This window comes from Pseudoalteromonas sp. CO109Y (genome assembly GCF_004208935.1).
GTDB classification, from domain to species: domain Bacteria; phylum Pseudomonadota; class Gammaproteobacteria; order Enterobacterales; family Alteromonadaceae; genus Pseudoalteromonas; species Pseudoalteromonas shioyasakiensis.
The window spans coordinates 128,375-141,102 of sequence record NZ_SGPD01000041.1; the positions used below are offsets into that span (position 1 = coordinate 128,375).

The window sequence follows — 12,728 nt, forward strand, 5'->3', positions numbered from 1 at the left end:
GTACTTACTGCACAGTATTTAGCCAAGCACGAACGCAGCTAAACACTGATCCCTTTTATTAATATCATTGTCAGCGTTAATTTAATAGATCGAATTTTCTAACATACTCGTAAAAAAGAATAACCAATCTATAAACATAAAAGTGTAATAAATACGCAGCTTAGTCAGCTGCAAAGCGTTAAAGCCAGCTCAATTGGTAAAATGGACTTACCAATTTAAAAGGTAAAATCCCCGTAATTTAAGGCATCCTTAAAGTTTGCATGGTCAAATTTTTACCCGCCTTTTTTATGTGTTTGTAGGTTTAGATCAAGACAAACAGAGCTACTATCACTTTATTAGTTGGTGATAGTTTGAGCGAAAAAATTTTCAAATATTTTTATAACAGGTCAAAATGCAACTCTATATTTTGTGCGGTGCAAGCAGTGAAATTGCAAATGCCTATTTCACCACTCTATATAAACGAATAAACACGGGTCATATCGTAACCATCAGTCGAGGTGAATTTAAGGCAAGTTTTAATGAATCTATAAGCAATGAGATAAGCCACCAGCATTTTATTACTGACTACTCAGAGCAAAGCTTAAGTGGTATTGCGAAAGAACTTGCCGGTGGCCAATATGATTTGGCCCAGTTGATGATATTTAACGGCCTATTGCATGATCCAGATAATGTGCCTGAACGTAAACTTGAACAAATATCTGAGCAGCACTTTATAAATAGCATGATGACAAATGCTCTACTACCAATTCGCTGTGTGACGTTATTCTCATCGCTTTTAAAGCCACAAGTTTCAACTGTGGTGTGTGCCCTTAGTGCACGTGTTGGTAGCACTCGTGATAACAAGTTAGGCGGTTGGTATAGCTATCGGGCATCGAAGGCGGCATTAAATATGTTATTTAAATCTGCAGCAATTGAACTTAGCAGACGCTATAAAAAATGCCACTGCGTGTTATTTCACCCAGGTACTACTGATACGCCATTATCAAAACCTTTTCAGGCAAATGTGCCCGAAGGAAAGCTATTTACCCCTGAGTTTGTAGCTGAGCAATTGTATTTATTGATAAGTGATGCTGACTATTTACAACAATCACACAACCCTGCCTACTTTGACTGGCAAGGAAAACCCATAGACTGGTAACAGGAAATTTATGCATTTAACAAAACAAGCCATTGCTGATTTAGAAAACCGCTACCGCGCCCATCTAATTAATAGTTTGTCGGGGTTTAAAAGTGCCAACTTAGTCGGCACACAAGATAATAATGGCCAAACTAACTTAGCGATTGTCAGTTCAGTATTTCATCTTGGAGCACATCCCCCTTTAGTAGGTATGATCATCAGGCCTCATTCAGTGCCTCGCCATACCCTAGAGAACTTATTAGCCACTAAGCAGTACACGATTAACCACGTGAACAAAGACATTTATAACAAAGCACATCAAACATCGGCACGCTACGACAAGGACGAGTCAGAATTTGATGCAACAGGGCTTACTACTGAATACCTAAATGACTGTACAGCGCCTTTTGTTAAAGAAAGTAAGCTTAAATATGCGCTTGAGCTGAAAGAACACCACCACCTTGCCATCAATGGCACTGAGCTGATCATAGGTGAAATAACCGATATCTACTTAGATGAGGCTTGCTTGCAACAAGATGGCTTTGTCGATATTGAAGCCATTGACACAGTCGCAGTGAGCGGGCTTGATAGTTACCATGTAACTGAACGTTTAGCCCGCTTAGCGTATGCTAAAAAATAACCTTTAATTTAAGCACTAGATTATAAATGGCTTAGGCGCATGGGTTAACACCTCAAAGCCAGATTCGGTGACAACTATGTCATCTTCAAGGCGCACACCACCATAGCCTGGTATATAAATGCCAGGCTCAATGGTGATCACATTACCAACTTCAAGGTTGTAGTCTGTCAATGTGTTAATAAATGGCACTTCATGTAAAAACAGCCCTAAACCATGCCCAAGCCCTTTACCGGCGTATTCGCCAAAGCCCGCCTCAGCAATCACCTTGTTTGATATAGCATTTAAATCTAAACAATTAACACCCGGTTTAACCATTTCTAGTGCCGCATTTTGTGCATCAAGAACAGTATTATAAATACGGGTTTGTTTTTCTGACGCTTCGCCAATGATGTAACTGCGGGTCATATCAGAGCGATAGCCATTTACAACCGCACCAAAGTCAAGGGTTACAAAATCACCTTGCTTTAAAACCTGATCTGACGGGTTACCATGCGGCAAGGCTGAGCGTTCTGCAAACAGCATAATAGTAGCAAACGACATTCCTTCTGAACCGAGCTTTTGCATTCTAAATTCAAGCTCTAACGCAAGGTCACGCTCAGTTACACCCGGTTTAAAATAAGGTAGCGTTTGTGCTAATGCTTCATCAGCGATGGCTGCAGCAGCTTTAATTTGTGCAACTTCCCAGCTATCTTTAACGCGTCTTAGTTTTTCAATTAAACCGTTTACCGCTGTTAAAGTGTGGCCGCTTAGCTCATCTGCCACACCTTGCCAAATTGCTACCGTGACATAACTTGCATCAAATGCGACATGGCTGTTCGGGTTAAGGTGTCTATTTATACAATGGCCAAGGGTTTCGTTGTCTCTGTCTCGACAAACAATTTCGAACCCTGTTGTTTCAGCAATTGCACGTTGGTGGTATCTGTAATCAGTGATCAACACACACGCATTTTGAGTAATTAATGCATAAGCAGCATTACCGCTAAAACCACTTAAGTAACGAATATTTTCATGACCAAGTACTAACATGGCGCTGTAACCGTGTTGCTCTAGCAAGGCTTTAAATTCAGCTTGTCTTTTTAAGTAATTAACTTGCATTGTCGCTCCTTATTTTTTGCGCATGCTAACAGTTATGTCCATAAATACGAATATTATGCGATTAGTCGCAGTGAGTTTGCATCAGCTGTTTACTCAAGCCACAATGCACAAAAAACCAAGGAGTACACAATGACAACATACGGTATTGGCACACAAACGCCAGAGCAGGCGCTTGACTCTTTGTCAGATATGACAACAGATTTAACCCCTATTCAAAATGACGAATTTCATGCGCGTATCGCAAAGGCACAAGCGTATATGCAAGCAAACAATATTGATGCAATATACTTAAATGCAGGCACTAACCTAGCCTACTTTACAGGTATGCGTTGGTACGCAAGTGAGCGTTTAGTTGGCGCTATTTTACCTGCTAAAGGTGATGTGCAATACATAGCACCGTTTTTTGAAATCGGCAGCTTAAACGATTTTATGGTGATTGATGGCCCAATTCGTGGCTGGCAAGAACACGAAAACCCTTATCAACTGTGTGTAGATGTTCTTACAGAAATGGGCATTAGCAAAGATGGTACCCTTGGTATTGATGAAAGCGCACAGTTTTTCATCTACGACGGCATTAATAAAGCGAACGGCAATTACAATATTGTTAACGCACAGTGCGTAACAGCTCACTGCCGCATGCATAAGTCAGCTAATGAACTTGCCTTAATGCAACGTGCAATGGACATGACTTTAGAAGTACATAAAGCAACGGCAAGTATGCTTTATGAAGGTATCACCACAACTGAGGTTGAAGCCTTTATTAAAAAAGCGCACCAAAAAGTCGGCGCACCGGGTAACTATTTTTGTATTGTGTTATTTGGTGTTGCGTCGTCTTTCCCGCATGGCGTTAAAAACCCGCAAACCCTTAAAAAAGGTGATGTGGTACTGATTGATACTGGCTGTAAAGTACATGATTACCTCTCTGACATTACCCGTACTTATGTATTTGGTGGAGCAACCGATCGCCAACGTACGTTTTGGCAACACGAAAAAAATGCCCAACTTGCTGCTTTTGCTGCCGCAAAAAATGGTGAGCCATGTGGCAAAGTAGACGATGCTGCAAGGCAGTACCTCGCCGAAAATGGCATGGGACCAGAGTATCAAACACCAGGCTGCCCACACAGAACAGGCCATGGCATTGGTTTAGATATTCATGAATGGCCATACCTAGTGGGTGGTAACCCTACCCCACTCGCAACAGGTATGTGTTTTAGTAACGAACCTATGTTAGTAATACCGGATGAGTTTGGTATTCGCTTAGAAGATCACTTTTATATGACAGACGAAGGCCCGCGCTGGTTTACCGAGCCTGCTCATAGCATTGATGACCCATTTGGTTTAGCTAAATAAAATTCAAATTAACTTTATAAGGCCAGTTTTCTGGCCTTTTTTGTATCTGAATTATTACAATCATTAACAGTGTGGACATTTTAGAGACAACCTATCAGCTTTTATCATGTTATGATTTCAAGAATTTAACCTAACATAATTACGGAGAATAAATGGGTTTACGTTTTAAAGTTCCACATACCCTGATACTGCTGCTGTGCATGATGGTTGTTGCGCTTATTGCTACTTGGTTAGTACCACAAGGTTTTTTCACTACTACATTAAGTGAATCAGGCCGAGAAATGGTTGTTGCGGGCACCTATCAAACAGTTGCTGAGCGCCATTACTTAACTCCATGGGATTTATTACAAGCCATACCTCGCGCTTTTGCTGCTGCTCAAGATGTTATTTTCTTTGTGTTAATTGTTGGCGGTGTATTAGCTGTTGCACGTGCCACAGGCACTGTTGATGCTCTCATTGGTAGGCTTTTAGAGCGACACGGTAAAAAACCACAACGATTAATCTTTATGGTGGTGTTTTGCTTTGCCTTAGCATCAAGCAGTATTGGTACCGCCGGCGAATATATTCCTTTTGTTATTATTCTTGTAGCGCTTTGTAAGGCAATGCGCCTAGATGCAATGACTGCCGTAGGTATGATAGTCGCAGGTTATGGTATTGGTTATGGTGTTTCGGCATTTAACCCATTTACGGTATTAATCGCACAGCAAATTGCAGGTATTCCTGTTTACTCTGGTCTGTGGTTACGTTTAGCTATATTCATTCCATTTGTGCTCATTGGTTTTCATCATGTTTGGCAATACACCAAAAAGGTAGCGAACGATCCGTCTAAATCGATGATGATTGGCGTGCCTTGCCCACTGGAAAATCAAACAGCAACAAGTTACCCAGCACTTGCCCTGCGCCATAAACTCATTTTAGGCAGCTTTATTATTACCCTTGCAATTGCAGTATGGGGCATCGCAACGAAGGGCTGGTACTTATACGAGCTAGGTGGTGTTTTTATTGCTTGGGGTGTGGTTGTCGCCATTTTAGGCAAACTGTCTGCTGATGAAGCAGCTAACAAATTTATAGAAGGCGTGTCTGATCTTGTTACTACTGCAGTGTTAATTGGTGTAGCACGGGGTATTGCACTAATTTTAGAAGACGGCCAAATCCTGCATAGCCTTGTACATGGCATGTCGTTACCGCTTTCTTATGTATCAGCTGAAATATCTGCAATTGGTATGTTGGTTATTCAAACCCTGCTTAATACCTTTATTCCTTCTGGTTCAGGGCAAGCTTATGTCACCATGCCACTAATGGCGCCACTAGGTGATTTAGTCGGTGTACCAAGGCAAGTCGCCGTGCTTGCTTATCAATTTGGTGATGGCTTTTCAAATATGATCATCCCTACCAATGCCGTACTTATGGGTATTTTAGGCATGGCTGGTGTGCCTTACGGATATTGGTTTAGATTCTGTTTGCCACTACTGATCAAACTAATGGTCGCAGCATCGGTTGTATTAGTTTTAGCAGTGATGTTTGGCTATGGTTTAGATGTGCAGCCCACACTAAATTAAGTTAGTTGAGTGAGCTAATTGGCTCCTAAGTTAATGATGCCCGCTAACACCTGTGTGTTAGCGTGGCTCTGTGCATTACATGCCACGAAATATTGTCAGATGAAAAAGCTAATTATAAAAACTTCTGTACGAAAGCTTTTAACTCATCTTTTTCAGCTTCACTAGCAAATGAATTTGCCGGAATGATCAAGGCTGACAATTTATCGACAAAGATATACACGTTACCTTTATGTTCTTCAATTACCTCTACTGTTTCCCATTTATAGAAGCAATGTCCTAGACTATTTATTTCAGTTATTCCGTCAGCTTGAAACTCTAAGCTTTTCTTTCCAATCACTAAACCATTATCATTTGGAATTGATAGTCTTTTGAATTTATTAATGTTGTATAGAAAAACAATAAGTAATATCGAAAAAGGAATTGCTGTGATCAGCGCAGATTGCCAATGAAAATCATTAAAACGAATAGACTTTAATTGGAACACAGACATAAAAGTTACAGCCAATACAAACCAGATGATCATACTCTTAAGAAAACTAGAGCTTGCTTTACTTTTTGCATTACACAGCCTACTCACTGCAAATTTGGAATACTCTAAGTAATCTTGCTTTGTAATGGTTATGTTTTTAATCATGAATTGAATATATCCTTATAATAAAAGTTCCATAAATACAAAGTCCCTTGGTACAAAGCAACTAATTAAGCTGTGAACACTCAACAGCCTAACCTGTAGAGTGTATTAACAATATACGTTAAGACTTCTTTAAATAGTTTGTGATGTACGTAGTGAAGTTTCTTGAGCAGAAAACAAAGGTTTTACAGATTTAGCTTCTTCTTGATAACGATTTCTCGTATCCCATAAATCTACAGAGTGCTGGATATTAAGCCAAAACTCGGGTGTATTCCCTAAGGCAGCAGCCAGTTTAATTGCAAGTGGCGCTGTTAAGCTACCGCCATTGATCAAGTTACTAACCGTATTTCTATGCACACCCATAGCTTCAGCTAAAGTTTTTGATGTAATGTCCATAGGCTCTAAAAACTCTAGCTTCAGCATTTCACCTACACTCACAGGACGACGCTTTGTTATACGCATAACTCTTACCTCAATACTTATGAGGGTCTAAATAGGTGTTTTCTGCTACACCATCAACCCACTTAAAAATCAATCGATACTGTTTATTCACTCGTATTGAACACCAATCTTTCAAGTTACCTTCAAGATGTTCAAACCGATTACCTGGTGGTACTCTTAAGTCAGATTCAGCCTTTGCTGCATCTAATATTTCTAGCTTACGATATAAAGCATTCTCGATAACCTTAGGGATTAATCGATGCCGCTTATCCTCTTCATAGAATGCTTCGAGCCACTCATCCTTAAAATCTACAGCCATATCCTTGCACTGTCCTATTGTGCATCAATATACAAATAGTAGCGCACAGTAGCAATGTGCACAACACATATATTTAAAAAGTACTCCAGGCACTTTTGTCGTGTATAAACTTATTCGTAGAAAACCATTTTTGGATATAAATGGGTTGGTGCTGAAGGACAGTTCTGTGCCAAAATCAGAAAATAAGCCTTACCTTGATTATGCCCCAAAACAAGTTAGTGTAAACACTCTAATAGCTGCTTTAATTGTGCAAAAAATATAGTTGATTATTTAGCCAAACTTAGTTGTAATGGAAGCATAATAAACGCTGAGTAACGCAGGGATTGCTTAGATGCGATAGGCTCGCCAGTAACCTTGGCTTGATACCACTTAGGCCAAAAAAAAGCAAATTCCCATAGCATAAACAACACTAACTCTGACACACCGAACAGGTAGCGGCTCAGTCCAACAAGCGATTATGCAACACAAACTGCGTGTCGCATAAATACTAAAATGTTAATTCGTCAGCTCAAGGAAATGAATGTGTCTGAAAAAACTAAAGAAGAAATGGAGTACGAAGAAAGGTTACGCAGGCGGCTCAAAGTTTTGCAAGAACAAATGACGCAAGGCAAAGTGAAAATTGCCGAAGAATTAAAGGTCGTTGATAGCCTAAACGCTGTTCGCGTAGGACCTGATGGCGAAGTTGATCTTGATACCGTAGATGGGCTTGTTAGATCTATGGCATTGGGTGTTACAGCAATGCATGACCGAGAAGAATTGAAAAAACTCGCCTCTTTATCCGAAGTCCAAACTTCATATTTCAATTTCTTTGAACAGAATTTCGGCCATTTTTACGAATTAATGCTCAAGCGAAAACTGACACCTCACGATGCTGGTAGAGCAGCAATGCAAAGTGAGGGATCAATTCGTGAGATTACTGAACATCTAGACAAGCTTTTGGAGTTTATTGAAGAGTTTTGGTCTGAACTGGGAGAAATTGCGCATGCACACGTCGAAGACCAACACAATAATATTAAAGGAGTTTTCGGAGGCGACCTATTTCCAGCACATGATGAAAATATAGCATCAAAGTGTGGAATATATACTGATACCATAATACTGCCAGATCCGTTTCTTCGTTCAAAGCATATTTTCCAAAACTCTAAACCCGCAGATCAAGCTTATTACATTATTAAGCATGCAATGAATATCCTTCAGTACAAACAGTTGGCATGTGCGGAAGTTGATATTCCTATTGTTGTAGTTTTGCCTGACATTACTGCTATAAAAAGTGAAGAGAGAGAGTTCGTTCATAAGCTCGGTTTGGCAGACTCCTTGAAGCACTCCGGAAAACTATTCGGTCGTAAATTTGAGTCAATAGAGGAACTCTTAGAATTTACGCATGAACTAGACACCATTGAGAGAGCTATAGCTGCAATCGATGATAAATCTAGGCTCCTATTTGATACCGAGTGGCAGGGTGATATTGCTAGCCAGTTAGAACGAGCTATCAATTCACCGCAATCTGAACTCATAGGAACAAAGAACCCAGGGGTAATACTTGCCAATCAAGCTGTGGGAAGAATGTCTGTTAGTAATGAGCTACTAATAAAATCAAGAAGGCTCAGAGGTTCGCCTTTAGTTGATGCTCCAACATCTTGGCAATATCTCGCATGGAAAATGGAATATGATGCTCTTGATGCAGAGATCGCTACCCACACCAAAGATTTGCATATTACAAGGGGGCTGCAAGGCCTTTCTGACGGCGATATGCAGTGGTTGGGGCGAGTACCGCCAGATGCTCTTATTGAAGTCAGAAAACAAGGTGCTCTAGATGAAATAAGGGGGATATTAGGTAAGGGCGTTCAGGAATTAACCTCTAGTAACCCCAATAATTTTCATCGCACTAGGGATCAGATATTCGATAATATTAATGAAGCGTTTGAAAATCACAAGGCAAACATAAAAGATCTTAGAGCAAAAAATTGGAAGTTTGCCGGGTCAGATATAGGTTCTTGGCTTGTTACGGGTACATTGGGAATCACTGCGGCAGCTACTGGCTCACCTATATGGGCTTTAGCTGCGATTGGGGCAGACCAGATTCTCGGCGCGCCAAAATTAAAGGAATTACCGTCTTCTATCAAGGAACTTGTTGAAGAAAACAAGAAAGTTAATATGTCGCCAGTCGGCATGTTGTTTAACGTAAAAAAGCGACTAAACAAGTAAATTCAGCCGACGCAAAAAGCGCGCGGCTGATTTAAGCGTTAGGTGATTACGTTTGTGCGCTTATTTTAAACCATGAGAAGAGTTAATAATGGGAATAATAACACTTATTATATTATTAGTAGTGGTGCTTGTGGTTGTAGTCACTCTTGCACAAACAAGAGCCTCTTCGACTCAAAAAGTGGTAAGCAATCAGGTTGTTTCGCGTAGTGGTATGAAAGATGCCAAGTATTCAGGGACTATGTTTACAACATCGTACTCTAAAAAGAGTAATGTAGATGACAAAATACACAATTCCAGTTATTGCTTCGATACTAATGATTACCTTGGCAAAGCTGCTGATGCGAAAAGTGAGGCTAAGCAGGCAGTTAAAGAGCGGGACTTTGATAAGGCGTGGGGATTATTTCATGAACAAAAAGAATATTATGTGAAGCATGCAAATCGAATTGGATTCAGTGCGCGAGATGCCCTTTCATTGGATTCTACTGTACATGAAGATTTAGCAAATATACTACGCGTTGGTGGTAAGCATCATGATGCTTTCTTTAATATCCTGTATTGGGTTATTGCTTCTAGGCATAGACCCATCAAACGTCATGAGCAAAAATTGAAAGCCTATTTCAATCGCTGTAAATTCAAGAATACAACTATTGAGGATGTATGCGACTATATTGCTGGTTGTGGGAACACGATAGTCAACCCTATAAAGATTAGAGAGCAAGTCGAAAGGTGGCGCTCTTTCGAATAATCACCTAACAAGTGACTAAGGTATGAATGTCTCCTTATGGCACAGAGCCATCCTTCGGCGCTAAATTGTTTCTGTCCAAAAATGAGTTAAAACCACAGGCTTCAACTCACTAATAATAAATATTAAGGGCTAACGACATGTCTTATTAGTTTTAGGCATGCTTTAATCTTTAAGTTCTGTATAGCACTTTGATCACATGCCAACCAAAGCGCGTTTTAACTAAATGTGGTTCTAAGATTTCGCCACTAAATGCTACTTTGTCAAACTGGGGCACCATTTGACCGCGTCTGAATTCACCCAAATCGCCGCCTTTTTTACCCGATGGACAGGTTGAATATTTTTTAGCTAGAGTCTGAAACTTAGCACCCTTTTTAAGTTGCTTGATGATGTCTTCAGCTTGTTCTTTGTGCTTAACAAGAATGTGCAGTGCGTGCGCTGTATTTGCCATGGAAAATCTCGAAAATTAAAACGCGAATATTTTATCACGGCAATCACCACTGAGCTACTAAGGCTATTTATGTTTGCTCGTTGCTTGCAAAAACCCTTTTACTAAACAAAATTGCGCTAAATAATAACTACACATTATTGCGATATCTGCATGCGCTATTTCTAAATAAAAACGATTAAGGCCAAGAATAGAGTCTGATATAACAAACACTGCCCCACCTAACACTAAAAAGCCGTTCGACTTATCCGTCATCCAAGTAAGGCTTGCCATTATGGTAAGTACCAACATATAGAAAAGCACAGGGACGAGCATGTCATTTAAGTTTGGATAAAATAAGCAAAAAACGATGATGGCCAAAAATAGATAAAGAAGTACAACGTCTAGTCGCCAGCTTTTGATTGGCAACATGGTAATGATATAAAAAGCGTGGCTTACAAAAAATGCCGCTAAACCGCCTATAAACAATTGCCCCGTATCAAGGGCTAGCAGCACATCACCTAGTGCTGAAAAGCTAAGAGCGAATAATAAAGTAATAAAAGTGCGATTTTGTACCTGACTGCGTGCTTTTAACACCATCACAATTAACAGACCAATTGGTAATGTTTTAAATAGCGCCATAATAGGCTGTGGCAATGCTAGTTGTAAGAGCAGTAAAGCAATGTAAACCGAACTTAGGATTAGAAAGAGAATGTTCATATTGTTATTATTGTTGTTTGTTCCCAATAATGAGAATAGCAAGCTTTGCTTTAAATGTTTATAAAAAATGCTGCTTTTGTCTTTCAGTCAGTAACTTACACTGTGTCCGTTTGCCAAAAAAACGATAACGATTACGACCAACCCAATCATACATACGATCGCGAATGCATTTTGGCAGTAGCTTGAAAACGTTAGCCAAAGAGAATGGAAAACCTAGTTGAGTTGCGATAAATAACACAGCATCACTTTGTTTATATAGCTGGTTTTTATCAATGACTAACATTGAGGAAAGTGGATCTTTAACTGCATGAGCCTTTAATAAACGCTCACCTTTATCGCTTTGCATTGGGCATAACTTAAAAGTGATTTGCTTATCAAAGCGAACAATAAACCGCACACAAAAATGGCACAGATTACACTGACCATCAAACAGGATGACTGGGCAGTGAGTTTGCAAAATTAACCGCTTACTTGCACGACTTGTTTACCAGTAAAGCCACCTGCAAGTTGTTTATTTAAAGCTGCTGAAACAGCCTCAGCGTTAAAATCAACGGCATGGATTTGTGGTAGTTTGATCTCACCACGGGCTGCATTATCGAGTAATAAGTTACCCATAAAGCTCAGCTTTTGTTGCGCACATAAACTATTTGCAAGCCACGCTCCGCCTAAGGATACAATGCCTATATTTGGTGCGCGCCTAAACATAAGTTCTTGTTCAAATTTAGGTAATTCATTTAAACAGGCAATACGGCCACAAAAGCGCATTAGCTCAACGTTGCGAATAGTAGTATCGCCACCAATACAATCAAGCACCGCATCAAAACCTTGCGGACCTAATTCACGACGAATCTTATCTTCAAGTTTTGGGTCTTTGTAATCAAACACCACATCAGCACCTAATTGCTTAAGTAACTTATGATTGTGTTTGCTGGCAGTGGTAAACACAGTTGCGCCACGTTGCTTAGCAAATTGAATAGCGAATTGGCCAACGCCGCCTGCACCTGCATCAATAAACAGTGAATCCCCTTCGCTTAGCTGCAACTTATCAAGAGCAATTAATGCCGTCATACCTGAACAAGGTAAAGTTGCAGCGTTTGCCGGTGATACGTTATCTGGCACAACCGATACCGCATAGTTTGGTACCGTTGTGTATTCAGATAACACACCTTGGTCACCAAGACTGGCGTGCCATACAACACGTGCACCCACACCTGGGAATACTCCTTTATTTGCTTGAACAACCACCCCTACAGCATCATGGCCTAATACATGGGGGTAATGCCATTTGCAAAAACCTTGTTTTGCAAAGTTGGCATCACCATGATTTAAGCCCACATATTCAACTTTAATCAAGAGCTCGTTGCCTTCAGGGCTCGGTACTGGCACAGAAAGCTCAGATAACGCAATCGCGTCATTTGGCTCAAGCAGTGCAAGCGCGCGCATTGTTGACGGAAGTTCTGTAGTTTGTTGAATATGTGACAT

Annotated in this window: 14 protein-coding genes; 6 read left to right on the top strand and 8 right to left on the bottom strand. The window is 40.3% G+C overall.

The features are described from left to right. The first annotated feature begins 391 nt into the window (after positions 1-391). Positions 392-1,138 (top strand): SDR family NAD(P)-dependent oxidoreductase, encoded by a 747-nt coding sequence (locus tag EXT43_RS17200; RefSeq protein ID WP_130167535.1) that lies wholly within the window; start codon positions 392-394, stop codon positions 1,136-1,138. Between the two features lie 10 nt (positions 1,139-1,148). Then, complete coding sequence (locus tag EXT43_RS17205; RefSeq protein ID WP_130167536.1) at positions 1,149-1,757, top strand: flavin reductase; 609 nt, start codon at positions 1,149-1,151, stop codon at positions 1,755-1,757. 15 nt (positions 1,758-1,772) lie between these two features. Here the strand turns inward: EXT43_RS17205 and EXT43_RS17210 are convergent, their stop codons facing one another. Further along, positions 1,773-2,852, bottom strand: coding sequence for a Xaa-Pro peptidase family protein (locus EXT43_RS17210; protein ID WP_130167537.1), 1,080 nt, complete (start codon positions 2,850-2,852; stop codon positions 1,773-1,775). A gap of 129 nt (positions 2,853-2,981) precedes the next feature. On the opposite strand from EXT43_RS17210, the gene EXT43_RS17215 reads away from it, so the two are divergent. Further along, positions 2,982-4,202, top strand: coding sequence for a Xaa-Pro peptidase family protein (locus tag EXT43_RS17215; RefSeq protein WP_130167538.1), 1,221 nt, complete (start codon positions 2,982-2,984; stop codon positions 4,200-4,202). 152 nt (positions 4,203-4,354) lie between these two features. Further along, a complete protein-coding gene (locus EXT43_RS17220; RefSeq protein WP_130167539.1) occupies positions 4,355-5,761 on the top strand; it encodes a TIGR00366 family protein in 1,407 nt (468 codons plus the stop codon). 112 nt (positions 5,762-5,873) lie between these two features. Here the strand turns inward: EXT43_RS17220 and EXT43_RS17225 are convergent, their stop codons facing one another. The 3 genes from EXT43_RS17225 to EXT43_RS17235 all read right to left on the bottom strand — a co-directional run bounded on the left by EXT43_RS17225 (position 5,874) and on the right by EXT43_RS17235 (position 7,152). After that, positions 5,874-6,395 carry a YcxB family protein gene (locus tag EXT43_RS17225; protein WP_130167540.1) on the bottom strand — a complete coding sequence of 174 codons (522 nt, stop codon included), beginning with the start codon at positions 6,393-6,395 and terminating at the stop codon, positions 5,874-5,876. 129 nt (positions 6,396-6,524) lie between these two features. Next, entirely contained in the window at positions 6,525-6,854 is a 330-nt protein-coding gene (locus EXT43_RS17230; protein WP_058584281.1) for a HigA family addiction module antitoxin, read from the bottom strand. A gap of 10 nt (positions 6,855-6,864) precedes the next feature. Further along, entirely contained in the window at positions 6,865-7,152 is a 288-nt protein-coding gene (locus tag EXT43_RS17235; protein WP_130167541.1) for a type II toxin-antitoxin system RelE/ParE family toxin, read from the bottom strand. A gap of 522 nt (positions 7,153-7,674) precedes the next feature. On the opposite strand from EXT43_RS17235, the gene EXT43_RS17240 reads away from it, so the two are divergent. Further along, complete coding sequence (locus EXT43_RS17240) at positions 7,675-9,357, top strand: hypothetical protein (protein WP_130167542.1); 1,683 nt, start codon at positions 7,675-7,677, stop codon at positions 9,355-9,357. Between the two features lie 88 nt (positions 9,358-9,445). Further along, complete coding sequence (locus EXT43_RS17245; protein WP_130167543.1) at positions 9,446-10,102, top strand: hypothetical protein; 657 nt, start codon at positions 9,446-9,448, stop codon at positions 10,100-10,102. Between the two features lie 169 nt (positions 10,103-10,271). Here EXT43_RS17245 and ppiC read toward each other — a convergent pair whose 3' ends face one another. The 4 genes from ppiC to EXT43_RS17265 form a co-directional block, all read right to left on the bottom strand. Further along, positions 10,272-10,550 carry a peptidylprolyl isomerase PpiC gene (gene ppiC, locus EXT43_RS17250; RefSeq protein WP_054552145.1) on the bottom strand — a complete coding sequence of 93 codons (279 nt, stop codon included), beginning with the start codon at positions 10,548-10,550 and terminating at the stop codon, positions 10,272-10,274. Between the two features lie 63 nt (positions 10,551-10,613). Continuing rightward, a complete protein-coding gene (locus EXT43_RS17255) occupies positions 10,614-11,168 on the bottom strand; it encodes a lysoplasmalogenase (protein ID WP_165385117.1) in 555 nt (184 codons plus the stop codon). A 136-nt stretch (positions 11,169-11,304) separates the two neighbouring features. After that, positions 11,305-11,703, bottom strand: a complete 399-nt coding sequence (locus tag EXT43_RS17260; protein ID WP_062565528.1) for a DCC1-like thiol-disulfide oxidoreductase family protein — start codon at positions 11,701-11,703, stop codon at positions 11,305-11,307. 2 nt (positions 11,704-11,705) lie between these two features. Next, positions 11,706-12,728, bottom strand: a complete 1,023-nt coding sequence (locus EXT43_RS17265) for a zinc-binding dehydrogenase (RefSeq protein ID WP_063529861.1) — start codon at positions 12,726-12,728, stop codon at positions 11,706-11,708.